This is a genomic window from Aromatoleum petrolei, from assembly GCF_017894385.1.
Taxonomy (GTDB): Bacteria; Pseudomonadota; Gammaproteobacteria; order Burkholderiales; family Rhodocyclaceae; genus Aromatoleum; species Aromatoleum petrolei.
In genome coordinates this window covers 5,042,411-5,067,396 of record NZ_CP059560.1, presented here as the reverse complement: position 1 = coordinate 5,067,396, position 24,986 = coordinate 5,042,411, and the positions used below count along the sequence as shown (strand labels likewise).

25 protein-coding genes are annotated in these 24,986 nt (G+C 62.0%); 11 read left to right on the top strand and 14 right to left on the bottom strand.

Annotated features, from left to right (window positions below):
- Positions 1-75 precede the first annotated feature (75 nt).
- The 9 genes from odhB to ToN1_RS23165 all read right to left on the bottom strand — a co-directional run bounded on the left by odhB (position 76) and on the right by ToN1_RS23165 (position 9,983).
- Positions 76-1,272: a 2-oxoglutarate dehydrogenase complex dihydrolipoyllysine-residue succinyltransferase gene (gene odhB, locus ToN1_RS23205; RefSeq protein ID WP_169205508.1), complete on the bottom strand. Its 1,197-nt coding sequence runs from the start codon at positions 1,270-1,272 to the stop codon at positions 76-78.
- A 33-nt stretch (positions 1,273-1,305) separates the two neighbouring features.
- Positions 1,306-4,155, bottom strand: coding sequence for a 2-oxoglutarate dehydrogenase E1 component (locus tag ToN1_RS23200; RefSeq protein ID WP_169205507.1), 2,850 nt, complete (start codon positions 4,153-4,155; stop codon positions 1,306-1,308).
- Positions 4,156-4,300: 145 nt separating this feature from the next.
- Positions 4,301-5,596: a citrate synthase gene (gene gltA, locus ToN1_RS23195; RefSeq protein ID WP_169205506.1), complete on the bottom strand. Its 1,296-nt coding sequence runs from the start codon at positions 5,594-5,596 to the stop codon at positions 4,301-4,303.
- Between the two features lie 62 nt (positions 5,597-5,658).
- The gene (locus ToN1_RS23190; protein ID WP_169205505.1) at positions 5,659-5,895 is read right to left on the bottom strand and encodes an FAD assembly factor SdhE; all 237 of its coding nucleotides are present in this window, start codon (positions 5,893-5,895) and stop codon (positions 5,659-5,661) included.
- Positions 5,892-6,602, bottom strand: a complete 711-nt coding sequence (locus tag ToN1_RS23185) for a succinate dehydrogenase iron-sulfur subunit (protein ID WP_169205504.1) — start codon at positions 6,600-6,602, stop codon at positions 5,892-5,894. The genes ToN1_RS23190 and ToN1_RS23185 overlap by 4 nt, the downstream gene beginning before the upstream one ends.
- Positions 6,603-6,621: 19 nt before the next feature.
- Entirely contained in the window at positions 6,622-8,415 is a 1,794-nt protein-coding gene (gene sdhA / locus ToN1_RS23180) for a succinate dehydrogenase flavoprotein subunit (protein WP_169205503.1), read from the bottom strand.
- Positions 8,416-8,417: 2 nt separating this feature from the next.
- A complete protein-coding gene (gene sdhD / locus ToN1_RS23175; RefSeq protein ID WP_169205502.1) occupies positions 8,418-8,765 on the bottom strand; it encodes a succinate dehydrogenase, hydrophobic membrane anchor protein in 348 nt (115 codons plus the stop codon).
- Positions 8,759-9,148: a succinate dehydrogenase, cytochrome b556 subunit gene (sdhC, locus tag ToN1_RS23170; RefSeq protein ID WP_169127589.1), complete on the bottom strand. Its 390-nt coding sequence runs from the start codon at positions 9,146-9,148 to the stop codon at positions 8,759-8,761. The genes sdhD and sdhC overlap by 7 nt, the downstream gene beginning before the upstream one ends.
- Positions 9,149-9,254: 106 nt before the next feature.
- Complete coding sequence (locus ToN1_RS23165) at positions 9,255-9,983, bottom strand: GntR family transcriptional regulator (protein WP_169205501.1); 729 nt, start codon at positions 9,981-9,983, stop codon at positions 9,255-9,257.
- A gap of 223 nt (positions 9,984-10,206) precedes the next feature.
- On the opposite strand from ToN1_RS23165, the gene ToN1_RS23160 reads away from it, so the two are divergent.
- Positions 10,207-11,196: a malate dehydrogenase gene (locus ToN1_RS23160; protein WP_169205500.1), complete on the top strand. Its 990-nt coding sequence runs from the start codon at positions 10,207-10,209 to the stop codon at positions 11,194-11,196.
- A gap of 107 nt (positions 11,197-11,303) precedes the next feature.
- Positions 11,304-12,287, top strand: a complete 984-nt coding sequence (locus ToN1_RS23155; RefSeq protein ID WP_169205499.1) for an HpcH/HpaI aldolase/citrate lyase family protein — start codon at positions 11,304-11,306, stop codon at positions 12,285-12,287.
- A 175-nt stretch (positions 12,288-12,462) separates the two neighbouring features.
- On the opposite strand, the gene infA is transcribed toward ToN1_RS23155, so the two are convergent.
- Positions 12,463-12,732 (bottom strand): translation initiation factor IF-1, encoded by a 270-nt coding sequence (infA, locus tag ToN1_RS23150; RefSeq protein WP_169205498.1) that lies wholly within the window; start codon positions 12,730-12,732, stop codon positions 12,463-12,465.
- Positions 12,733-13,084: 352 nt separating this feature from the next.
- Here infA and ToN1_RS23145 point away from each other — a divergent pair, with 352 nt between their 5' ends.
- Positions 13,085-13,978, top strand: coding sequence for an adenylate/guanylate cyclase domain-containing protein (locus ToN1_RS23145; RefSeq protein ID WP_169205497.1), 894 nt, complete (start codon positions 13,085-13,087; stop codon positions 13,976-13,978).
- Between the two features lie 32 nt (positions 13,979-14,010).
- Here ToN1_RS23145 and ToN1_RS23140 read toward each other — a convergent pair whose 3' ends face one another.
- Positions 14,011-14,340, bottom strand: coding sequence for a DUF2325 domain-containing protein (locus ToN1_RS23140; protein ID WP_169205496.1), 330 nt, complete (start codon positions 14,338-14,340; stop codon positions 14,011-14,013).
- Between the two features lie 125 nt (positions 14,341-14,465).
- Between ToN1_RS23140 and ToN1_RS23135 the strand changes: the two genes are divergently transcribed.
- Entirely contained in the window at positions 14,466-15,485 is a 1,020-nt protein-coding gene (locus ToN1_RS23135) for a Fe(3+) ABC transporter substrate-binding protein (protein ID WP_169205495.1), read from the top strand.
- 152 nt (positions 15,486-15,637) lie between these two features.
- Here ToN1_RS23135 and ToN1_RS23130 read toward each other — a convergent pair whose 3' ends face one another.
- From ToN1_RS23130 to ToN1_RS23120, 3 genes are all read right to left on the bottom strand, one after another.
- Entirely contained in the window at positions 15,638-16,036 is a 399-nt protein-coding gene (locus tag ToN1_RS23130; RefSeq protein ID WP_169205450.1) for a hypothetical protein, read from the bottom strand.
- Between the two features lie 102 nt (positions 16,037-16,138).
- Positions 16,139-16,456: a response regulator gene (locus ToN1_RS23125; RefSeq protein ID WP_169205494.1), complete on the bottom strand. Its 318-nt coding sequence runs from the start codon at positions 16,454-16,456 to the stop codon at positions 16,139-16,141.
- Positions 16,457-16,494: 38 nt separating this feature from the next.
- A complete protein-coding gene (locus tag ToN1_RS23120) occupies positions 16,495-18,177 on the bottom strand; it encodes an ABC transporter permease (protein WP_210147916.1) in 1,683 nt (560 codons plus the stop codon).
- 132 nt (positions 18,178-18,309) lie between these two features.
- Between ToN1_RS23120 and ToN1_RS23115 the strand changes: the two genes are divergently transcribed.
- The 7 genes from ToN1_RS23115 to rsxC all read left to right on the top strand — a co-directional run bounded on the left by ToN1_RS23115 (position 18,310) and on the right by rsxC (position 24,986).
- Positions 18,310-19,425: an ABC transporter ATP-binding protein gene (locus ToN1_RS23115; RefSeq protein ID WP_169205493.1), complete on the top strand. Its 1,116-nt coding sequence runs from the start codon at positions 18,310-18,312 to the stop codon at positions 19,423-19,425.
- A 9-nt stretch (positions 19,426-19,434) separates the two neighbouring features.
- Positions 19,435-20,136: a leucyl/phenylalanyl-tRNA--protein transferase gene (gene aat, locus ToN1_RS23110; RefSeq protein WP_169205492.1), complete on the top strand. Its 702-nt coding sequence runs from the start codon at positions 19,435-19,437 to the stop codon at positions 20,134-20,136.
- A gap of 16 nt (positions 20,137-20,152) precedes the next feature.
- Positions 20,153-20,893, top strand: coding sequence for an arginyltransferase (locus tag ToN1_RS23105; protein WP_169205491.1), 741 nt, complete (start codon positions 20,153-20,155; stop codon positions 20,891-20,893).
- Positions 20,894-20,977: 84 nt separating this feature from the next.
- Positions 20,978-22,000: a quinone-dependent dihydroorotate dehydrogenase gene (locus tag ToN1_RS23100; RefSeq protein ID WP_169205490.1), complete on the top strand. Its 1,023-nt coding sequence runs from the start codon at positions 20,978-20,980 to the stop codon at positions 21,998-22,000.
- A 106-nt stretch (positions 22,001-22,106) separates the two neighbouring features.
- Complete coding sequence (gene rsxA / locus ToN1_RS23095) at positions 22,107-22,691, top strand: electron transport complex subunit RsxA (RefSeq protein ID WP_169205489.1); 585 nt, start codon at positions 22,107-22,109, stop codon at positions 22,689-22,691.
- 97 nt (positions 22,692-22,788) lie between these two features.
- Positions 22,789-23,340, top strand: coding sequence for an electron transport complex subunit RsxB (gene rsxB, locus ToN1_RS23090; protein ID WP_169205488.1), 552 nt, complete (start codon positions 22,789-22,791; stop codon positions 23,338-23,340).
- The gene (gene rsxC, locus ToN1_RS23085) at positions 23,337-24,986 is read left to right on the top strand and encodes an electron transport complex subunit RsxC (protein WP_169205487.1); all 1,650 of its coding nucleotides are present in this window, start codon (positions 23,337-23,339) and stop codon (positions 24,984-24,986) included. The genes rsxB and rsxC overlap by 4 nt, the downstream gene beginning before the upstream one ends.

Here is a 24,986-nt window from a genome sequence, read left to right as displayed (position 1 = left end):
TTCACTCCCGAAAAAGGAAAAGCGTGGCGCTACGCCGGACGGCAAGGTCCGACGGAGCGCCACGCAGCATGTCGATTACACGTCGAGGATCAGGCGAGCCGGATCTTCCAGTGCTTCCTTCATCGTCACCAGGCCGAGGACGGCTTCACGGCCGTCGATGATGCGGTGATCGTACGACATCGCCAAGTAGTTGATCGGACGGATCACGATCTGGCCGTTCTCGACCACCGGGCGATCCTTGGTCGCGTGGATGCCGAGGATGGCCGACTGCGGCGGGTTGATGATCGGAGTTGACAGCATCGAGCCGAACACGCCGCCGTTGGAGATCGAGAACGTGCCGCCGGACAGTTCCTCGAGCGACAGCTTGCCGTCCTTTGCTTTCTGGCCGTACTCGGCGATCTTCTTCTCGATGTCGGCGATCGACATCTGGTCCGCATCACGCAGGATGGGCACCACGAGACCACGCGGCGAACCAACGGCGATGCCGATGTCGATGTAGCCGTGGTAGATGATGTCGGTACCGTCTACCGAGGCGTTCAGGATCGGGAATTTCTTCAGCGCGGCGACCGCGGCCTTGACGAAGAAGCCCATGAAGCCGAGACGGACGCCGTGCGCCTTTTCGAACTTGTCGCCGTACTGCTTGCGCAGCGCCATGACCGGGGCCATGTTCACTTCGTTGAACGTCGTCAGGATCGCGTTTTCGTTCTTCGACTGGATCAGGCGCTCGGCAATGCGGGCACGCAGGCGGGTCATCGGCACGCGCTCTTCCGGACGATCGCCGGTCAGGGTGAGCGAGGCCGGTGCAGCGGTGGGTGCTGCGGCCGGACGCGGCTGGGCAGCAACCGCATCTTCCTTGGTGACGCGTCCGCCGCGGCCGGAGCCGGCGACGTCGGCGGCAGCGATTCCCTTCTCTTCGAGAATCTTGCGTGCGGCCGGGCTGGCGGCGCCGGCGGCGGCCGACGGGGCTGCAGCAGCGGGAGCCGCCGCAGGGGCAGCGGCAGCCGCAGGCGCGGCGGCACCGGCGGAAGCCTTCGCCTCCGTATCGATCTGGGCGATCAGTTCGCCCGAAGTCACGTTGTCGCCGTTCGCCTTGATGATCTTGACCAGCACGCCATCGGCAGGAGCCGGCGTCTCGAGGACGACCTTGTCGGTTTCGATGTCGATCAGGTTCTCGTCACGCGACACCGCGTCGCCTTCCTTCTTGTGCCACGAAACGAGCGTGGCCTCCGACACCGATTCCGACAGTTGCGGAACTTTCACTTCAATCAGCATGTAATCTTCTCCCGAAGTTCGAGCTTTTGCTTATTAGTTGGGCGATTGTTGCGTCGTGTCCTGAATGGGACCGAATGCGTTTTCCAGAACAGCCTTCTGCTGCGCGTTGTGCTTGGCGTAGTAGCCGACGGCAGGGGAAGCAGATGCCGGGCGGCTGACGAGCAGCAACTTGCGCTTGGTGCCCAGCACGTTGATGAGATGCTGACGCGAAGCGAGCCAGTACCACGCGCCCTGGTTGCGGGGCTCTTCCTGGCACCACACCACTTCCTTTGCATTCGGGAACTGGTTGATGGCGGCGGCGAATGCGTCGGTCGGGAACGGGTAGATCTGCTCGATACGAACCAGTGCCGTGTCGGTGATCTTGTTCTCGCGACGATGGGCCTGCAGTTCGTAATAGATCTTGCCCTGGCACAGGACCACGCGCTTGACCTTCTTCGGATCCAGCTTCTCGACCTCGGGGATCACGGTCTGGAAGCTGCCGGTGGCCAGTTCGTCCATCGTCGAGATCGCTTCCTTGTGACGCAGCAGCGACTTCGGCGTGACGATGATGAGCGGCTTCCGGACCTTGCGCAGCATCTGGCGACGCAGCAGATGGAACACCTGGGCCGGCGTCGTCGGGACGCAGATCTGCCAGTTGTTCTCGGCCGCGAGGCTCATGAAGCGCTCGGGGCGGCACGACGAATGCTCGGGACCCTGCCCTTCGTAGCCGTGCGGCAGCATCATCACCAGGCCGCTCAGTCGGCCCCACTTCGCCTCACCGGAGCTGATGAACTGGTCAATGACGACCTGTGCGCCATTTACGAAGTCGCCGAACTGGGCTTCCCAGACCACCAGTTCGTTCGGTTCGGTCGTGGAGTAGCCGTATTCGAACGCCAGCACGGCCTCTTCGGAGAGCACGGAATCGTGGCACTGGAAGCCGGCCTGGCCGTCCTGGATGTGATCCAGCGGCTTGTAGATGCCTTCGTCCCAGCGCTCGCGCTTCTGGTCGTGCAGCACGGCATGGCGGTGGAAGAAGGTTCCGCGACCGACGTCTTCACCCGAAATTCGCACGCGGTAGCCCTGCGCGAGCAGGCTTGCGTAAGCGAGGTTTTCACCCATGCCCCAGTCGAGCGGCAGATCGCCCCGTGCCATCCCGGCTCGGTCATCGATGATCTTCTTCACGCGCGAGTGCAGCGCAAACGTCTCGGGAACGGTCGAAAGCCGTTCGCCCAGGCGCTTGATCTCGCTGACCGGAATCGCCGTGTCGCAGGCGTCGGTATACGGCTGCTTGAGGAACGGGGTCCAATCCACAGAGAACTGACGGTTGTGGCCCGGAAGAACGGGATTCGCCAACAGCTCGCCGCGATCGAGGTGCTCGCGATACTCGGCGATCATGCGGTCGGGCTCGTCAGCCTGGCACGTTCCTTCCGCGACGAGGCGGTCAGCGTAGAGCTTGCGCGTGCCCGGATGCTTCTGGATGGTGCGATACATCAACGGCTGCGTCACCATCGGCTCGTCCTGCTCGTTGTGGCCGAGCTTGCGGAAGCAGATGATGTCGAGCACCACGTCCTTCTGGAACTCCTGGCGGAATTCGACGGCGAGCTTGGTGGCAAACGCAACGGCTTCGGGATCGTCGCCATTCACGTGGAAGATCGGAGCTTCGACCATCTTGAAGATGTCCGTGCAATACAGCGAGCTGCGGTAGTCGCGCGGATCGGAGGTCGTGAAGCCAATCTGGTTGTTGATGACGATGTGAATCGTGCCGCCCGTGCCGTAACCGCGGGTCTGGGAGAAGTTCAGCATCTCCTGGTTCACGCCCTGCCCCGCCACCGCCGCATCACCGTGGATCAGGACGGGAATGACCTGCGCCTTGGCCTCGTCGCTGCGACGCACCTGACGGGCATACACCGAACCTTCAACCACCGGGTTGATGATTTCCAGATGCGACGGGTTGAACGCCAGAGTGAGGTGCATCGGCCCGCCCGACGTCATGACGTCGCTGGAGAAGCCCATGTGGTATTTCACGTCGCCCGCGGTGAGGTCTGCAGCAGCCTTGCCCTCGAATTCCGAGAACAGCATCGATGGCGACTTGCCCAACGTATTCACCAGCACGTTCAGGCGACCGCGGTGAGCCATGCCGATCACCACTTCCTGAGCGCCGAGCGAACCGGCAACGCTGATCAGTTCGTCCATCGCGACGATCGCCGACTCGCCGCCTTCAAGCGAGAAGCGCTTCTGGCCGACGTATCGCGTGTGCAGGTAGCGCTCGAGCGTCTCTGCAGCGGTGGTGCGCTCGAGGATGCGCTTTTTCTTCGCTGCATCGTAGCGCGGCGTTGCGCGCACGCTCTCCAGGCGCGCCTGGATCCAGCGCTTCTGTGAGATGTCGGAGATGTACATGTATTCGGAGCCGACCGAACCGCAGTAGGTCTGGCGCACTGCTTCGAGGATCTCGCGCAGCGTCGCGTGGTCGGTCGAGAAGCCGTGGAACGAACCGGTATTGAAGCTGTGCGACAGGTCCGCCTCGGTGAAACCGTAGTACGAAGGTTCGAGCTCTGCGATGTGCGGGCGCTCGGTGCGACGCAGCGGATCGAGATTTGCCCAGCGGTTGCCGAGGAAACGGTAGGCGTTGATGAGCTGCAGCGTGCTCACCTGCCGCTTGTCGTCACCTTCGGAGACGACGGTACGGACCGCGCCGCGCTTCGCCATCTCGGCAAAGGCCGCGATCACGGGCCCGTGTGCCACGTCGCGCAGCGCCGCACCGCTTTGCGACTGGAGGTTATCGAAATAGGCACGCCACGATTCCGGCACCGACGCCGGATCGGATAGGTAATTCTCGTAAAGCTCCTCGATGAACGGCGCATTGCTGCCGAACAAATGAGAAGTGGATCGTTGCTGAATGGTCATTTGTTATGCCACCTGTAGTCTTATTGCGTTGCTTGGGCTACTCGACGCTACATGCCCGGCATCTCCAACAAAAACGGGATGGCCGCGTCGAACGACCATCCCGCGGAGATCATCGCCGGGATTCTCTCCCGCCCTTGATCATCAGTTACGGACGCTGGGCCAGTTCCGGAACGTTGCGGCGCGCCGCACCGACATAGAGCTGGCGCGGGCGACCGATCTTGTACTCGGGATCGGTGATCATTTCTTCCCACTGGGTGATCCAGCCCACCGTACGAGCCAGCGCGAAGATGCACGTGAACATTGAAGTCGGGATGCCCAGTGCCTTCTGCACGATACCGGAGTAGAAGTCGACGTTCGGATACAGCTTCTTCTCGACGAAGTACTCGTCTTCCAGTGCGATCTTCTCGAGCTCCTTGGCCAGCTTGAACAGGCGGTCGTTCTCGAGGCCCAGTTCGCCCAGGACGTCGGCGCAGACCTTGCCCATGAGCTTCGCGCGCGGGTCGAAGTTCTTGTACACGCGATGGCCGAAGCCCATCAGCTTGAAGCTGTCGTTCTTGTCCTTTGCGCGCTTGATGTACTCCCCGACGCGCGACACGTCGCCGATCTCTTCCAGCATGTTCAGGCAAGCTTCGTTCGCGCCGCCGTGAGCCGGGCCCCACAGGCAGGCAATGCCCGCCGAAATGCATGCGAACGGGTTGGCACCCGACGAGCCTGCGAGGCGGACGGTCGAGGTCGAGGCGTTCTGCTCGTGGTCGGCGTGCAGCGTGAAGATGACGTCCAGTGCGCGCACCAGCACCGGGTTCGGCTCGTACTTCTCGCACGGCGTACCGAACATCATGTGCATGAAGTTCGCCGTGTAGTCGAGGTCGTTGCGCGGGTACATGAAGGGCTGGCCCATGTTGTACTTGTAGGCCATCGCAACGATCGTCGGCAGCTTGGCGATCAGACGGTTGATCGAGATGTTGCGGTGAGCAGCATCCGAGAAGTCCATTGCCTCGTGGTAGAACGCCGACAGGGCGCCGACCACACCGACCATGACCGCCATCGGGTGCGCGTCACGACGGAAGCCCGAATAGAACTTCGTCATCTGGTCGTGCAGCATCGTGTGGTTCTTGATCGTCGTCTCGAACTCACCCTTCTGCGCGGAGTTCGGCAGCTCGCCGTTCTTGAGCAGGTAGGCAACCTCCAGGAAGTTGCACTTCTCGGCCAGTTGCTCGATGGGATAGCCACGATACAGCAGCTCGCCCTTGTCACCGTCGATGAAGGTAATCGTGGACTTGCAGCTCGCGGTCGAAAGGAACCCAGAGTCATAGGTGAAGAGACCGGTCTTGGCGCCCAGGGTACGGATGTCGATGACATCGTTCCCGTGGGTACCGGTCATCACCGGGAATTCGACGGTCTTGCCATCGACGGTAAGCGTTGCGGTGCGTTCAGTGCTCATAGGTCATCCCTTATGCGTGCCCGTATTAACTACTAGCTCCCTGTGACGACCGTCCTGCCGAGTCAACGCTGACTCAGCAGTCCGATCATCTCCTTCCAGCGGTCGACCTCGCAGGGACTGCTCCCGTTGACCATGGCCCACAGCTCATGGTCCTCACAACGGAGCAAGTCGTCGAGGTCCGCCAACTGACCATCCGTAAGACGGTCGAAGTCCCTTTCCAGAAAGCGTGCGAAGACGAGGTCGAGCTCCAGGAGAGCCCTACGACATTGCCAGCGCACGCGTCCCCGGTTGATGCTCATACTGCCCGGCTGACCATCATGTCCTTGATCTTGCCGATAGCGCGCGTCGGATTCAGACTCTTCGGACACACGTCGACGCAGTTCATGATGCTGTGGCAGCGGAACAGGCGGTACGGATCCTCGAGGTTATCGAGGCGCTCGGACGTCGCCTCGTCGCGCGTGTCGGCGAGGAACCGGTACGCTGCGAGCAGGCCCGCCGGCCCGACGAATTTGTCCGGGTTCCACCAGAAGGACGGGCAGGACGTCGAGCAGCAGGCACACAGGATGCACTCGTACAGACCGTTGAGTTCCTCGCGGTCTTCCGGCGATTGCAGGCGCTCGCGCTCGGGTGCCGGCGTGTCATTGATCAGGTACGGCTTGATCGAGTGGTACTGCTTGAAGAACTGCGTCATGTCGACGATCAGGTCGCGGATCACGGGCAGCCCCGGCAGCGGACGCAGCACGATCGGCTGCGGCAGGCCCTCGATATCGGTAAGGCACGCAAGCCGGTTCTTGCCGTTGACGTTCATTGCGTCCGAACCGCAAACGCCTTCGCGGCAAGAGCGGCGGAACGACAGCGAATCGTCCTGCGACTTCAGTCGAACCAGCACGTCGAGCAGCTTCTTGTCCGACGGTTCCAGTTCAAGGGTGTAGTCCTGCATGTACGGCTTGTCGTCCTTGTCCGGATCGTAGCGGTACATCTTCAATTGAATGGTGCGCTTGCTCATTTCAGTAGTTCTCCCGCGCTCAGTAGGTGCGCTTCGCGAGCGCGATCGGCTCGACATCGTGTGACAACGGCTTCATCGTCACCGGCTTGTATTCGAGCCGGTTCGCTTCGCTGTACCACAGCGAGTGCTTGAGCCATTCATTGTCGTTACGGCCATTCGGGAATTCCGGCGTATCGGGTGCGTCATCGCGCACGTGCGCGCCGCGGGATTCCTTCCGGGCTTCGGCCGAAACCATCGTCGCCTTCGCGACCTCGATCAGGTTGTCGAGCTCGAGGGCTTCGGTGCGTGCCGTATTCCAGACCTTCGACTTGTCCTTGATCCCGGTGCGTTTGGCCCGTTCGGCCACCGCCAGGATCTGCGTGACGCCTTCCTTCAGCAGGTTGTCGAAACGGAACACGCCCGCGTGCTTTTGCATCGTGCGGCGCATCTCGAGGCCGACGTCGAACACGCTCTCGCCGTTCGTCTGACCTTCGAGGCGCGCGAGACGCGCGAGGGATATGTCTGCGGCATCGTCCGGCAGCGGTTTGAGGCTGAGGTTCCCGCTGCTCAAATCCTCCACGACCGACTCACCGGCCGACTTGCCGAACACCAGCAGATCGAGCAGCGAGTTCGTGCCGAGGCGGTTTGCGCCGTGCACTGATGCGCAGGCACATTCGCCCGCCGCATAGAAACCGGTGATCGGCGCGTTCGGATTGCCGCCCTTCGGCGCCACGACCTGGCCCTTGTAGTTCGTCGGAATACCGCCCATCTGGTAATGCGCAGTCGGGACAACCGGAATGGGGGCCTTGATGGGGTCGACGCCGGCAAACTGGATCGAGATCTCGCGGATGCCCGGCAGCCGCTTCATGATCGTTTCCGGGGACAAGTGCGTGATGTCCAGCAGCACGTGATCCTTGTCGGGACCGCAGCCGCGACCTTCATTGATCTCGGTGACCATCGAACGCGAAACGACGTCGCGCGATGCGAGATCCTTGAGGTTCGGCGCATAACGCTCCATGAAGCGCTCGCCGGACGCATTGCGCAGGATGCCGCCTTCGCCGCGCACGCCCTCGGTGATCAGCACCCCGGCACCGAACACGCCCGTCGGGTGGAACTGCCAGAACTCCATGTCTTCGAGCGGAACGCCGGCGCGCGCCGCCATCCCGAGGCCGTCACCGGTGTTGATGAACGCATTCGTCGAGCTGTGGAAGATGCGGCCGGCGCCGCCAGTCGCGAAGATCGTCGCCTTGGCGTGGAAAATCGAGACTTCGCCCGTTTCCATTTCCAGCGCGGTCACGCCGAGGACATCGCCGTCCGCGTCGCGGATGAGATCGAGCGCCATCCACTCGACGAAGAACTGCGTGTTGGCGCGCACATTGCGCTGGTACAGCGCGTGCAGCATCGCATGGCCGGTACGGTCCGCCGCAGCACAGGAGCGCGAAACGGGCGACTGACCATAGTTCTGCGAGTGGCCGCCGAACGGGCGCTGGTAGATCTTGCCGTTATCGGTGCGATCGAAAGGCATGCCGTAGTGTTCGAGTTCGACGACCACTTCGTTGGCCTTGCGGCACATGAATTCGATTGCATCCTGGTCGCCGAGCCAGTCCGACCCCTTGACGGTGTCGTACATATGCCAGTGCCAGTTGTCTTCCGTCGAGTTGCCGAGCGAAGCGGCAACGCCACCCTGCGCTGCGACGGTATGCGAACGGGTCGGGAAGACCTTGGTCAGCACGGCGGTCTTCAGACCGGCCTCGGAAAGTTGCAGGGCCGCACGCAGTCCGGCACCGCCGGCGCCAACGATAACTGCGTCAAAAGTACGCTTAGCGACAGTCACGCTCACAGCCTCCAAAGAATCTGCGCAGCCCAGCCGGCGTAGCCGACGAGCAGGAAAATCGTTACGAGATGCAGGGCCAGACGCACGCCGACCGGCTTGATGTAATCCATCCAGATGTCACGCACACCGATCCAGGCGTGATAGAAGAGCGCCAGGAAGAACAGGAATGCGAAGAACCGCACGATGCCATTGCGGAACAGGCCGGACCAGGTCTGATAGGTCATCTCGGGAAGACCGAGTGCAGCCGCAGCGAAAAGAATGGTGAAGACCACCATGAACAGTGCGGTTGCTCGCTGCGCGATCCAGTCGCGCAGGCCGTAGTGAGCGCCGACGACGATACGATTTACCATAGCTTCACCCCGATGATCACGGTCAGCGCGATGCTGACGACCAGCACGATGCGCGAGCTGTTACGAGCCGACTGAAGGTCGATGCCCTTGTGAAGGTCGAGCAGCAGGAAGCGGATGCCCGCGCAGAAGTGATGCAGGTAGGCCCAGAGCAGCCCCAGCAGGAGAAGCTTCACGAGCGGGTTGCCGACTACGCTCTTGTATGCCGCAAACGACTCGGGCGAAGCGAGGCTGCGATCGAACAGGTACAAGAGGAACGGCATCATCAGGAACAGCCCCGCCCCGCTGACCCGGTGAAGAATGGAAACGATACCCGGCAACGGGAGCCGGATTTCGTGCAGGGCCAGGAATTTGGGCCGCTGCTTTCGCACTATGGCTTCTGACATATTGTTTTACCCCTAGTTTAGCGACGGTTGCCCGACGCGGTTCTCCCAACTTGCAAAGCGCGGGAATTATATACGCGGAAGCTATTCATTCCGCCGCCCCACGCGCTCAATTCAGTTCATTCAGATAAAAATGCTCGGCCGTGGAATAGAGGCCGCGCCGCCATTCGACCGGTTTATCGCCATAAGTGTATGTGACGCGCTCGACCGACAAGAGCGGCGTGCCTTCCGGTACACGCAGCGTCTCGCTGGTCGACCGGTCGGCCGCCACGGCACGGATCCGCTCCTGTGCGCGAATCATGCGCAGTCCGAAGCGCGTTTCGAACAGGCTGTAGAGCGAGCCGTTCCAGCTCTGCAGCACCTCAAGGGTCAAGCCCTGAAAAATCTCGCCGGGGAGATAAATTTCGTCGATGACCACCGGCTTTTGCGCGAATTTGAGCAGGCGTCGCACGATGATGATGGGCTCGCCCTGCTCGATGCCGAGCATGCGCGAAGCCTCCTGGCCCGCCTTGGCGCGCCAGCAGTCCATCGGCACGCTCTGCGGATGAGCGAGATCGCCATCCATCGGGACGAGGCGCAGGAAACGGAAAAGGGCTCGCGGATCGTTGTGGGATGCAACGAAGGTGCCTTTACCCTGCTTGCGCACGAGAAGATTCTCGGCGGCCATCTCGTCGATCGCCTTGCGGACCGTCCCCTGAGAAACGCTGAATCGCGAGGCGAGCTCCTGCTCGCTCGGAATCACCTGCCCGGGACGCCATTCGCCCGACTCAAGTGCCTGAAGAATCAAGCTCTTGATCTGCCGGTAAAGCGGACTGAAGGTTGGGGATTCCTGTGCCATGGACGCATTTCATCACAAATTTTTTCCAGCGTCCATTATCAGTCTAATGTCTTATATAAGACAAGTGACATTAATTGACACGCACCGGACTTGCTTCTACCATCCTCCCGCCCCGGAAACCGCTTTCCCGCTTTCCATAGTCGAACGCCGAGCTGCAATCGCGGGCGCAAGATCTACAATCAAAACCGTCGTCTCTTCAATTCGCTTTAGAGGGAGTACTCAGATGAGCAATGCCCCCGTCCGTGTCGCCGTCACCGGCGCTGCCGGCCAGATCGGATACAGCCTGCTGTTCCGTATCGCCAGCGGCGAAATGCTGGGCAAAGATCAGCCCGTGATCCTGCAACTGCTCGATCTGCCGCAAGCCCAGAAGGCGGTCAAGGGCGTCATGATGGAGCTCGAGGACTGCGCGTTCCCACTGCTGGCCGGCATGGTCGCAACGGACGACCCGAATGTCGCGTTCAAGGACGCGGACTACTGCTTGCTCGTCGGTGCCCGCCCGCGCGGCCCCGGCATGGAACGCGCTGACCTCCTAACCGCGAACGGCGCGATCTTCACCGTTCAGGGCAAGGCGATTGCCGAGAACGCCAAGGAGACGGTCAAGGTCCTCGTCGTCGGCAACCCCTGCAACACCAATGCATACATTGCTGGCGCAGCAGCCAAGAAGGTCGGCCGCACCAACCCGAATAATTATCATGGCATGCTGCGCCTGGATCACAATCGCGCCCTGTCACAGCTTGCTGCCAAGACCGGCCGCCCGGTTTCGAGCCTGAAGAAGATGGTCGTGTGGGGCAACCACTCGCCATCGATGTACGCCGATTACCGTTTCTGCACCTCGAACGGCGATGCGGTGAAGGCGCTGGTCAATGACCACGCCTGGAACAACGACGTCTTCCTGCCGACCGTCGGCAAGCGCGGCGCGGCGATCATCGACGCACGCGGCCTGTCGTCGGCCGCCTCGGCTGCGAACGCCGCTATCGACCACATGCGCGACTGGGCCCTCGGCTCCGACGACTGGGTCACCATGGGTGTTCCGTCCGATGGCTCCTACGGCATCCCGGCCGGCGTCGTGTTCGGCTTCCCTTGTGAGTGCAAGAACGGCGAATTCAAGATCATCCAGGGGCTTGAGATCGACGAGTACTCGCGCGAGAAGATCAACAAGACGCTCGCCGAGCTCGAAGACGAGCGCGCGGCCGTTGCCGACATGCTGAAGTAATCCGCAGGCGCAACGCTTGCAAGAAAAGCCGCGGCTGAGCGCCGCGGCTTTTTTTTGTCGAGCAGTTTCCGCAGAATCGGACCCTCGACACGTTTATGGACAAAACCATGCAACATCCTGCCGACGTTCTTTTCGCCGGAGAGAAACCCTTCCCGGCGCTACCCGCCGTCGACCACTACGCGGGCTCGGAGAAGCTCATGCGAAAGGCCCTGCAACTGCAGCAGGAGCTCGGACCGATCTTCGACGTGACGTGCGACTGCGAGGACGGCGCGCATGCCGGCGCCGAGGCCGAACATGCAACGATGGCGGCCGAACTGATTCTGTCAAAGGACAATCGTTTTGGTCGGGTCGGCGCACGCATCCATGACATCACCCACGAGCACTGGCAGCAGGATCTCGAAATTCTTGTGAGGCTGGCGGGGCGCTCTCTGGCCTTCGTCACACTTCCCAAAGTCCGCTCCGCGAGCGACGCAGCGGAGCAGATACGCGCGTTGCGCGCGATCGAGGCGTCGCACGGAATAGACAAGGCGATTCCGGTGCACGTGCTGATCGAGACGCATGGGGCGCTGCGCGAAGCATGGGAAATAGCCGCCCTGGACAGTGTCGAGTCACTCGACTTCGGGCTCATGGATTTCGTGTCCGGACATCATGGAGCGATCCCGGGAAGCGCGATGACCAGCCCGGGGCAATTTACGCACCCCTTGGTGGTCCGCGCCAAAGTCGAGATTGCCGCCGCGGCGCTCGGCAATGGCGTCGTCCCGTCCCACAACGTCACCACGGAGCTGAAGGATCTCGATTACATACGCGGGGATGCCGAGCGTGCACGCCGCGAGTTCGGCTATCTGCGCATGTGGAGCATCCATCCGAACCAGATTCGGCCCATCGTCGAGGCGATGCGCCCGGACTTCTCGGAGGTCGAAGCCGCAGTCGAAATTCTCGCCAATGCCCAGGCCGTTGGCTGGGGGCCGACCCAGCACAAGGGCAAGCTCCACGATCGGGCCTCGTACCGGTATTTTTGGGAGTTGCTGTCGCGCGCCAAAGCGACCGGGATGGCGGTCGGAGAACAAGCCGAGCGACGCTTCTTCGGCTAGAGATTTGCGCCGCAAAATTCGGACGTTCTTGTCTGAGAATCAAGCCGCCGCCGCCGTAGTGGATGGGCCGCGGGCCTGTCACACGGGGCAGAGCGATCTTTCGGAATATTTGGCGACGCGTCGCATTTCGAGGTGTGCAAGTGCGCCTACCTGCCCACCTGAGGCAACGGAGCGCTCAGCGGCCGCGGTACTGACGCGGAGGCGGAGGGGGTGCGTCGCTTCGCTCTTCCTTGTGGCGGAAGCTGATGCGCGCTTTCGTCAGGTCGTAGGGTGACAGCTCGACACTCACCCGGTCGCCGGCAAGAATGCGGATGCGGTGCTTGCGCATCTTGCCCGAAGCGTAAGCCTGGACTTCCACGCCGTTCTCAAGCGTCACGCGAAAGCGCGTATCGGGAAGCACTTCATTTACAACGCCCTCCATTTCCAGCAGTTCTTCCTTCGCCATTTCAACTCCTCGAAAACAGGCAATGCCCGGCCGCGCGACGGTCAAAGCCGAAACTCCCGGCACCATCCCGTACCACCATCGTCCGTCGCACGGCGTTCTGCCCCGATCGCGTACAGTGCGCGGCACAGGAACGATCCGGACAATCGGAAATATGCAGAATCCGAAGACGATGACGCTTTCGCTGCGACGCCGGGAATGACCGTGACAACCAGCAGAGAATGAGCCAGAACGGGATTCCGACCCGGAACTTGAATAATCAAATTATAGCGGATTGCATCAACCGCTCCCAAATCTGCCAGATTCCGGGCTCGATTGTGCGTCGCGCAAGCCTGCCTTTCTTTATAATGAAATAATGACGGTCCCCGAAGCCTTTCCCGAGACCTGCACTATTTTCTTTGCCGACCTGGCCGGCAGCACGCAGCTATACGAGCGAGCGGGCGACGCCGCCGCCTTTCGCGTGGTCGAGCAGTGCCTTCTTGGGATGCGACAGGAAATCCAGGCTTGTGGCGGCCGAGTGATCAAGAACACGGGGGATGGGCTGCTCGCCGTCTTTTCCGACGTAAACGATGCGCCCGAGGCCGCCATACGAATTCACTACGTCGTTCAGGATCTGCCGCGCCTGTCCGGGCAGAAGATGGCGGTTCGTGTCGCGTTCCATACGGGTACTGTGATCGTCAGCGAGGACGATGTCTTCGGGGACACTGTAAACGTGGCGGCACGTCTGCTCGAATTGGCCACCCCTGGGCGTGCGATCGCGTCGGAACAAAGCGTGCATGAGTTGAAGCCTGAATGGCGCAATCTCATGCATCCGCTCCAGAGCAGGAGCCTGCGGGGCGTGTCGCGGCTGACCGCGCCGTTCGAGTTGGTATGTGAATCTGCGGGTGATCTGACCGTAGTTCAAGGCGTACAACTCGATGCCGAAGACGCCGTTGAGTTGCAGCTGAGCATTGCCGACCGCTCGCTGATCCTGAACGCCCAGGCGCCCAGCGCAAGGCTGGGACGTGGAAGCTCGTCGGAAATCCGCGTCACGGACACCCGGGCTTCCCGGGAGCACGCCTACATCGAACTGCGTGGCGACAAGTTCGTACTTGTCGACCGGAGCAGCAACGGCACTTTCGTCGCCATTGACGGAGAACGCGAGTTCGTGCTGTCGCACGAGGAAGTTGTCCTGCGAAAGCGGGGGCGTATCGCCCTTGGCAGGCCGTCTTCGGAAAGCCACGACGTCATCGAATTCGCCTGTCTGTAAGTAGCACGGCAGGCGCCCTCCTCCGTGACGCTTCAGTGCTTGCTGCAACCAGCACCGCACGCCGCGCAATTGCTCTTGTCCACCCGTTTTCCGAGGGCCTGCTGAAGAGCACACACGGATCGTCGGCAGCATACGACCGCGGCGCCTTCCTTGCTGGCGGCTTCACGGAAGCGCTGCATCACGTTGTGGCCGAGGAAGTCGGTAAAGAGGATCACCATTTCTATGCCCGCGGGTAGCGTGGCGGTGCGGCGCTGATGGGCTGTTTCCCGGCCGCTTACGTGCCCGGCGATACGGATCCCGAATTCCGACAAGACATTCGGGATGTTGCCGAGGCGATCGGCTCCCACGATCAGTGCGTCCATCTCTTTCTCCGTCAGTATTGCGAATCATTCGCAACAATACTGCCTGCAATGGGAAGCATTTGCAACTGCGAATTATTCTCGATAGTATTGCGCCATCACCTCATGACGAACCAAGGAACCTCCCGATGAAAAAGACGCTTATCGCCTCCATCCTCACCGGCATCGGCGCCCTGTCCGGCCAGGCCATCGCTGCGGACACGGAGCTGAATCTGTACTCCGCGCGCCACTACCAGACCGACGAGGCCTTGTATTCGAACTTCACGAAGCAGACCGGGATCAAGATCAACCGGATAGAGGCCAAGGAAGACGAGCTGCTCGAGCGTATCCGGAATGAGGGTGCGAACAGCCCGGCTGACGTCTTCATCACCGTCGATGCGTCGCGCCTGGCCAAGGCTGACGAGTTGGGCATCTTTGCTCCGGTGAAATCCAAGGTGCTGGAAGAACGCATTCCCGCGCATCTGCGTGCGGCAAATTGGTACGCCTATTCGACGCGCGCCCGCGTGATCGTGTACAACAAGGATTCCGTGAAGGCGGACGATGTGCAGACTTATGAAAGTCTCGCCTCCCCTGCACTCAAGGGCAAGGTTTGCTCCCGCTCTGGCAGCCACCCGTACAACGTTTCCCTGGGAGCGGCTCTGGTCAAACACAATGGTGTCGAAGCGACCGAAAACTGGGCAAAGAACGTCGTCGCGAATTTCGCTCGGGCTCCGAAGGGGGGCGATACCGACCAGATCAAGGCAGTCGCGGCCGGCGAGTGCGGCGTAACGATCGCCAACACCTATTATCTTGCGCGCCTGATGAACTCGGACAAACCCGAGGACAAGGCCGTGGTCGCCAAGATCGGGACGGTCTGGCCGAACCAGAAGACTTGGGGCACGCACATCAACATTTCGGGCGCGGGCATGCTGAAGAACGCTCCGAACAAGGGCGCTGCGGTGAAATTCCTCGAGTACCTGGCGTCGGATGAGGCGCAGGCCTACTTCGCCAACGGCAATAACGAGTGGCCTGTCGTCGCGAACGTCAAGGTGAGCAACCCGGCGCTCGACACGCTTGGCAAGTTCAAGGCGGACACGCTGCCCATCGGCGAGCTCGCCAGTACGACCGCTGAAGCGCAGAAGATCTACGACCGCGCTGGCTTCCGCTGATCGTCCAGTCTGCGGCGACGACCCCGTCGCAGACTGATTTTCGAGAAAAGCGAGAAGGATAAAAAGCGACGCCTTCCGGCCAAACCGGAAAGCGTCGTTTTTTCTATCCGCCCGCAACGCGCCCGAAATGAGTCGGCTGCGGACCGGCAGCTTTACTCTGATTGCGGGGTTGGTGTCGTGTTCGGCTTCGGGGAACGCTTGCGGAACTTGCGCGCAGGCTTCTTGGCCGGCGCCTCGTCTCCGGCTGCAATTGCCGGCGCGACATTCTTGGGTGGACCCGCGGGCTTTTGCTGCGTAGGAGGCTTGCCTTGTCCGCCTTGCTTTTGTTGCCGACCTCCTGGCCGCGGCCCACGGGCCGGCTTGACGCCCAGTCCGGTTGATGGCGTCGGGCGCCTTAGGTTCGGGTCGGGCGCGCCCTCCCGATTTCCAGGGGCGAGGCTGATCTCGAGCTCGTTGAGCTCGTCCCATTCGGCGTCGGAGCGCTGGTTGTCCGGAATCGCCAGCAGTTCCTGCAGGCGACGACGCGGAGAAGTCGATTGCGGTGCATTCATTGTCGAATTATCCCATCGTTCGGGCTTGCACGCTCTTGTTCTTGCTCAAAAAGTCGCGCCTGCAGTGGGCGCTGAGGGCATCCTGGTCTTGTGGCGCGTCGTTCACTTCGGAAAGCGACGGGTCACTCGCTCGACGATCGATCCGCGTGCTGCGACCTCGGTTGCTCCGGCCCGCTTTGCCGCCTCGAAGGCCTCGGGGTCATATTGCGGTCCGAAAACGATGATATCGATTTCGGGAAACTTCGCGCGCAACTGCGTGATGTGCTCGCACGCCTTACGCACCGCAAGATCCACTACGATGCAGTCGGGCGCTTCCGTGCCGCGCTTCTTGAGCATGGTCGCACCCATGGCCTTCCACTCGGACTCGAGGCGCATCCGGTTAACCAGATCATCGCACCACAACAGTATCTTGATCGTCATCCCCTATCCTCCGCAATTTTTCTCATTCGAAACGCAATCTAGACTTCTGTTTCCTCGACCGTGCGCCGGTTCCCGCGTGCAATCTGACGCGAGATGATGAACATCGGCAGCAGCCCAACGGCGACGATCGTGACAGCGGCCGTCGACGCCTCGGCCAGCCGTTCGTCCGATGCGAGCGTATGCGCTTGCGTCGCCAGCGTGTCGAAGTTGAAGGGTCTCATGACCAAGGTCGCCGGCAGTTCCTTCATTACGTCGACAAACACGAGCAGACCGGCGGTAAGAAGGCTCCCTCGCAGAATCGGGATGTGAACGCGCTGCAGCGTCGCCCACTTGCCGACACCGAGGCTGCGGGAAGCATCGTCCATGTTCGGGGTGATCTTGCCGAGGCTGCTTTCGACCGTGTGCAGTGCGACGGAAAGAAACCGGCTCAGGTAAGCATACACGAGCGCAGCAATTCCCCCGGTCAGCAGGAGCCCAGGATTGACGCCCGTCACACCCTCCCACCACCCCGCAATCACGTGATCGAGGCGCGTTACGGGGATAAGCACCCCCACCGCAATGACCGAACCCGGAACGGCATAGCCGAGCCCGACGATGCGATTCAGCACACGGGGAAGGTGTTGCCGTGACAGCCGTGCGGCATAGCCGAGGAGGATCGCGAGCGACACGGCGAGGAGCGCCGTGACCAGCGCGAGGACGAAGCTGTTTCGTGCAAGTTGCAGGAAGCGTGCGCCGAACTGCGCATCGCCGTCTACCAGCGCCATGCGCACGAGCAGGAAGGCCGGCAAAAGAAATCCGAGGAGGAGCGGCATGAGGCACGCCACCATGGCGACAAGACCCAGTGGACGCGAGAGCCGGACCGGGGTGGGAGTTGCCTGTTGACGCGAGGTATTGTTGAATCGGGCACGTCCACGGCTGGCGCGCTCGAGAACCAGCACCAGCACAACGAAGGCCAGCAGCATTGCGGACAGCTGCGCGGCGGCGACGCGATCGCCGAGCGAGAACCAGGCACGGTAGATGCCGGTCGTGAAAGTCTGAACCCCGAAGTAGGAGACGGTGCCGAAATCCGCCAGCGTTTCCATCAGCGCGAGAGCGGAACCGGCAACCACCGCCGGGCGCGCTAGCGGCAGCGACACGCGAAAAAAGCTACCCCAAGGGCCGAGCCCGAGGGAACGCCCGGCTTCCAGCATTCCAGAGGCGCGCTCGAGAAATGCAGTACGGGCCAGTAGGTAGACGTATGGGTAAAGGACGAACATGAACATCGCTACCGCGCCGCCCACGGTGCGGACGTCGGGAAACCAGTAGTCTCCCGCCTTCCATCCGAAGAGTTCGCGTAGCACGGTTTGCAGGGGGCCGACGAACTGAAGGAAGTCCGTATACACGTAGGCCATCACGTAAGCCGGGACGGCGAGCGGTAGGACCAGTGCCCACTGGAAAAAGCGGCGTCCGGGAAATTCGGTCATGGTCGTCAGCCAGGCCGTTGCGACACCTATGCTCGATACGCCGAGGCCGACGCCGATACACAGGATCAGCGTGTTACGGATGAACTCCGGCAGAACGGTTGACGACAGGTGGCTCCAGGTACCCGCCGTTCCTCCGACGAACACGTTGGAGAAGACGGAGATCACCGGCATCGCGATCAACACGGAGACCAGCAATGACCCGGCCGTCAAGGACGACCAGCGCTCGTGCAGCTTTTCCAGCCCTTCCAGAAATCTCATGTCGCTCCCGACGGGGTCACGCCGCGAGGTCCATTCCACGCGGCAGGCTATCGAGAATTATAATTCATCCCATTTCGCTTACCGCGATGCAATAATGGTCATCGCACCTTTCAACGCTGTATCGGATTCTCCATGTCCCATCTCGAGCTGGCCGGCATCGATCTCGCGTACGGAGGTCATCAGGTTGTCCGCAATCTCTCTTTCCGTCTCGAAAAGGGCAGCATCGGCTGCCTGCTGGGGCCGTCCGGCTGCGGCAAGACGACCGTATTGCGCTGCATAGCCGGTTTCGAGCCGGTCATGGCCGGGGTGATCCGGCTCGATGGCGCTGTGGTGAGCCGGAGCGATCTGCATGTCCCGCCCGAGAAACGGCGTATCGGAATGGTGTTCCAGGATTACGCACTGTTCCCTCATCTTTCGGTTGCAGGGAACATCGAATTCGGCCTGCGCCACCTGGAGGCTCAGCAACGTCGCGAGCGTGTCGCGGAATTGCTGCGCGTCGTCGGATTGGCCAGCCAGGGGCACAAATACCCGCACGAAATGTCAGGCGGCCAGCAACAACGGGTCGCCCTCGCCCGCGCACTTGCTCCGCGCCCCAGCCTGCTGTTGCTCGACGAACCATTTTCGAATCTCGACGTCGAGCTGCGCGAACGCCTTTCCTACGAGGTGCGCGACATCATCAAGGCGACGAACACGACTGCAATCCTGGTCACGCACGACCAACACGAGGCCTTCGCAGTTGCGGACGAGATCGGGATCATGAACGAGGGACGCATCCAGCAATGGGATGCGCCATACAACCTGTATCACCGGCCGGCCAATCGCTTCGTCGCCGACTTCATCGGACAAGGGGTCTTTCTTCAGGGACTGGTGCTCAATGACCATCAGGTCAAGGTGGAACTGGGCACGCTCAACAGCGCGATTCCCGTCGAGTGCGGCATCGGCTGTGGCAACTGCGACCGCGACTGCACGGTGTCCGTGCTCCTACGGCCGGACGACATCGTGCACGACGACACGAGTGCCTTGCAGGCCGAGGTGGTGCACAAGGCCTTCCGTGGCGCCGACATTCTCTACACTCTGAAATTGGAGAGCGGTGCGAAAGTGCTGTCGCTGGTGCCAAGTCATCACAACCACGCACTCGGAGAGCGGATCGGCATCCGGCTGGATGTCGATCACGTGGTCACCTTTCACGAGGGGTCGGATGAAGCGGTGAAGGAGCAGCCACTGATCGGACCGATCCGCACGCAATGATAGAAAGCGATGATTCCCTGGCTTGCCGGTAGTCCGCACTTCCCTCCGGTCGAATCGGCGCTGGTTGACCCTCCGGGCCTGCTCGCCGCAGGTGGGGAGCTGAGGCCGGAATGGCTGCTCGCCGCGTACCGGCAGGGGATCTTCCCATGGTACAGCGCGGGCGAGCCGATACTATGGTGGAGTCCGGACCCCAGACTCGTGCTCGTCCCGTCGAGGATGAAAATTTCGCGCTCGCTCGGCCGCCGCTTGCGCCAACACCGCTTCGAAATCAGCTTCGATACCGCGTTTTCCGAAGTCGTCGCGGCGTGCGCGGCACCGCGCGAATCAGGCGGGGGTACATGGATCAGCCAGGAGATTCAGGCAGCCTATCGTCGCATGCACGAACTCGGCCATGCGCACAGTGTCGAAGCGTGGTGTGATGGCGAGCTCGTAGGGGGGCTTTACGGCATCGGGCTCGGGAGGGCATTCTTCGGAGAGTCGATGTTCAGCTACCGCACGGATGCATCGAAGGTTGCTCTTGCCCACCTTGCCCGCTACCTTGAGTCGAGGAATTTTGCGGTGATCGATTGCCAGATGACCACCGCACATCTGCTCTCGCTCGGTGCCGTCGAAATCGCGCGCACCGAGTTCCGCGCCGGTCTGGAAGTGTGGACGCGGGAGGGGGACGGGCCTGGCCGCTGGCCCCGGGACGCGGGCCGGGGATTCTTCTGAGTACATACGTGCAGACATGCAGAAAGACTATCCGTACGCACTGATCCAGTTTTACGCGACGGCGCCTTATGCTTGCTCTTACCTTCCGGAACGGGTGGCACGTTCGCAGGTCGCCACCCCCGGGCACCTCATCGATAGCGCCGTATACAGCGAGCTCGTGCGCAACGGTTTCCGGCGCAGCGGCATGTTCACCTACCGCCCGTACTGCGATCATTGCCGTGCCTGCGTGCCCGTTCGGATACCCGTCGATGCGTTTGTTTCCGACCGCAGCCAGCGGCGCAGCTGGGCACGCCACTGCACGCTCGAGGCACGCGAACGGGATCTCTCCTTTTCCGAAGAGCACTACGCGCTCTATCAGCGCTACCAGGGTTCGCGACATGCGGGCGGCGGGATGGATCAAGACAACCGCGAGCAGTACGCGCATTTTCTCTTGCAGAGCCAGGTGGATACGCGCGTCGTCGAATTCCGCGATCAGGGCGTCCTGCGCATGGTCAGCGTGATCGACCGGCTGAGCGACGGCCTCTCCAGTGTTTACACCTTCTTCGACCCCGACGAACCCAAGGCCAGCTACGGGACCTACGGCGTCCTATGGCAGATCGAAGTGTGCCGCAGACTGCATCTGCCTTATCTTTATTTGGGGTACTGGATCAAGGATAGCCGTAAGATGGCTTACAAGATTCGCTTCCGTCCCCTCGAAGGACGCATTCGGGGCGAATGGCGCCCCCTGGATCCATCGACAGACTCGGATTCGGAATAGCAGACCCACTTCTGCCGCCGCAGGCATGGGCTCACTTCGGAAATCCGCGGGGCGATGTTCTGCATGAAACGGTAGAATTGGCGGATGCTATACGACATCGCCCGTCCCCTCCTGTTTTCGCTCGACGCGGAAACTGCACATGAATTTTCCCTTGCCGCCCTCCACCTCGCCGGTCGCATTCTTCCGGCAGGCAAACCTGTGCTGTCCGATCCGGTCGAGGTCATGGGGCTCAGCTTCCCGAACCGTATTGGCCTCGCTGCCGGCCTGGACAAGAACGGCGAGGCCATTGACGGGCTCGCGCGGTTCGGATTCGGTTTCCTCGAGATCGGCACCATCACTCCGCGCCCGCAACCGGGCAACCCGCGCCCACGACTGTTTCGCCTCCCTGAGGTGCGCGGCATCATCAACCGCATGGGTTTCAACAACCACGGCGTCGATGCGCTCGTCGCAAATGTCGCAGCGGCGAAGTTCAAGGGCATTCTGGGTATCAACATCGGCAAGAACTTCGACACGCCGATCGAGAACGCCGCAGACGATTACCTCGCCTGTCTGGACAAGGTCTACGCGCTGGCAAGCTACGTGACGGTCAACATTTCGTCGCCGAATACCAAGAACCTTCGCCAATTGCAGGGCGAATCCGAACTGGATGACCTGCTCGGCCAGCTCAAGGAGCGGCAGGCACGGCTGGCCGACAAGAACGGACGCTATGTGCCGCTGACCCTGAAGATCGCTCCGGATCTGGAGCCTGCCCAGGTGATCAACATCGCCGACGCCCTACGGCGCCACCGTATCGACGGGGTAATCGCGACGAACACCACGATCTCGCGGGAGAAGGTGCAGGGCGTGCGCTACGGCGAGCAGCAGGGCGGCCTGTCGGGAGCGCCGGTGTTCGAGGCCTCGACCGCTGTCGTCGCCCAGCTTGCGCAGGCGCTTGCAGGCGAACTTCCGATCATCGCCGCCGGGGGCGTGCTGGACGGGCGCGGCGCTCGGGCCAAGCTCGAGGCCGGGGCGCAACTGGTGCAGGTCTATAGCGGCCTGATCTATCGCGGCCCATCGCTCGTGGAGGAGTGTGTGGGCGCAACGGCCGATTTCGGCACGGGCCGCTGACAACGCCGCCCGATGGCTGCGAAAGGCATATGCCTATAACCCGTTCGGGGTTGAGCGGGACATAACGGCGGGACATAATTCCGCGGATACCAACCGGTTCTCGAACATGACCAGCTACATTTTCATCATCATCGGCGCTGTTCTGGTGAACAACGTCGTCTTCGTCCGAATTCTCGGGCTGTGCCCCTTCATGGGCGTGTCCAAGAAGCTGGAGACGGCGGTGGGCATGGGTGCGGCGACGACGTTCGTGCTTACCCTGGCGTGCGGAACGAGTTACCTTATCGATCATTACCTGCTGGAGCCGTTCGATCTCGCGTTCATGCGCACGCTTTCGTTCATCGTTGTCATCGCGGCGATCGTGCAGCTTACCGAGTTGGTGATCCAGAAGACGAGCCCGGTGCTTCACCAGGTTCTCGGCATCTATCTTCCGCTGATTACGACGAACTGCGCGGTGCTGGGCATCCCTTTGCTGAACGTCGGCCTGCGGCATGACCTGCTGGAGTCCCTTCTGTTCGGCTTCGGTTCTTCGGTCGGCTTCACGATGGCCCTGATCTTGTTCGCGGGCATTCGCGAACGCCTGGATGGGGCCGACGTTCCCTTGCCGTTTCGCGGTACGGCGATCGCAATGGTCACGGCGGGCTTCATGAGCCTGGCATTCATGGGCTTTGCGGGACTGGACCGATTTCACTAGCTCTGGCCTTCGAACCCCCACCCCAAACTGATCCGGCACGGGCGGAGCACTCCGGCAGCGGACTGTTCCCCGGTGCCCCGAACCTGGCACTCACTCCATGTTGACCGCCATCCTCATCATGACAGGCATCGCCATTGTGCTTGGTGCAGCACTGGGCTATGCCTCGATCCGTTTCAAGGTCGAAGGCGATCCGCTGGTCGAGAAAATCGACGCGATTCTTCCCCAGACGCAATGCGGCCAGTGCGGGTACCCCGGCTGCAAGCCTTATGCGCAGGCCATCTCGAACGGGGAAGCCGACATCAACCAGTGCCCCCCGGGCGGCGAAGAGGGCATCCGCAAGCTTGCCGACTTGCTGGGTCGCGAGTTCAAGCCGCTCTCGGAAGAGCACGGCACCGAAAAACCGAAGTCGGTCGCGCGTATCGACGAACAGGTATGCATCGGTTGCACCCTGTGCATTCAGGCCTGCCCGGTGGATGCGATCGTCGGCGCTGCGAAGCAGATGCATACCGTGGTGGCGCCGCTGTGCACCGGGTGCGAACTGTGCGTTGCGCCCTGCCCGGTCGACTGCATCTCGATGGTGCCGGTCGCGGAGACCGTTGAAACATGGAAATGGAAATATCCGGTGTATGAACTGAGGTCTGCGGCATGATCACCCGCCTTTTCGGCTTCAAGGGCGGGGTCAAGCCCGAATCGCACAAGAACGAATCGTCGGGGCCTCCGATCCAGAAGGGGCCGATACCGAAGCGGCTGGTCATCCCGCTGCGCCAGAGCATCCGCTCGACGGCACGTTGCCTCGTCCAGCCCGGGCAGAAGGTGCTCAAGGGCGAGCACATCGGTGAAGGCGAAGGCGGCCTCGGAACGAGCGTGCACGCCTCCACATCCGGGACCGTCGTCGAGATCGCGCCGTACCCGATGGCGCACGCGTCGGGCATGGAAACCCTCTCCGTTGTGATCGAGCCGGACGGCGAGGACCGCTGGATTGACCATACGCCGCTCGACTTGCGTGCGGTGTCGCGTGAGGAGGCGCTTGCCTGGCTGCGTGGCTGCGGCATCGTCGGCATGGGCGGCGCGGGTTTTCCGACCCACGTAAAGATCGGCGGCGGCCAGGGGATCGAGACGCTGGTGATCAACGGGGCAGAATGCGAACCCTGGATCACCTGCGACGATCGTCTCATGCGCGAGCGTGCAGCCGAGGTCTTGTCGGGAGCGATGATCCTGCGTGAGCTGATCGGCGCCAAGCAGGTGCTGGTGGGTATCGAGGACAACAAGCCGGAGGCGATCGCTGCGATGCAGGCAGCGGCGAGCAAGCTCGGGGATGGCATTGCGGTGGTTCCCGTTCCCACGCTCTACCCTGCGGGAGGCGAAAAGCAGTTGATCCGGGTGCTGACCAGCGTCGAGATTCCGCAGGGCAAGCTCGGCACGGATTTCGGTGTCCAGTGCTTCAACGTCGGAACGGCCCACGCCGTGCACCGCGCGATCTGCTTCGGCGAGCCGCTCGTCTCGCGTGTGGTGACGCTGACCGGCAATGTGGCGCGTCCCGGCAACTACGAAGTGCTGCTCGGCACGCAGGTTGCGGAGCTGCTGCAGCTGGCCGGCCCCAAAGCCGATACCGACCGCTATATCATGGGTGGCCCGATGATGGGCACCGAGCTGCAGAGCCTCTCCGTGCCGGTCACCAAGGGCACGAACTGCGTGATCTCGGCCTCGCCGGCGCTCTTTCCGCCCCCGCCGCCCGAGCTGCCGTGCATCCGCTGCGGCGCCTGCGCGCGCGCCTGCCCGGCCGAGCTGCAGCCGTTCGAACTGTACTGGTTCTCGCGTGCGAAGAATTTCGGCAAGGCGCAGGAATACCACCTGTTCGATTGCATCGAGTGCGGCTGCTGCGCCTTCGTATGCCCTTCGCGCATTCCGCTGGTCGATTACTACCGCTTCGCCAAGGGCGAAATCTGGGCGCGCGAACGCGAACGGCAGGCGTCCGATCAGGCAAGGGAGCGCTTCGAATTCCGCAATTACCGCCAGGAGCGCGAGAAGGAGGAGAAGGCGGCCAAGCTTGCGGCAAAGGCCGCCGAAACGCGCGCAAAACTCGCCGACACGGGCGAACCGGCGCCGGCACCGGCCGAGGCGGAAGACCCCAAGAAGGCGCTGATCGCAGCTGCACTCGCGCGCGCCAAGCAACAGCAGGCCGCCGTGGCGCCCAGGAACACCGAGGATCTGAGCGCCGATGTTCAGGCAGAAATCGCCGATATCGACGCCCGCCGCGAGAAGTTAAACCAGCAAGACGCCGACAAGGCGCCCTGA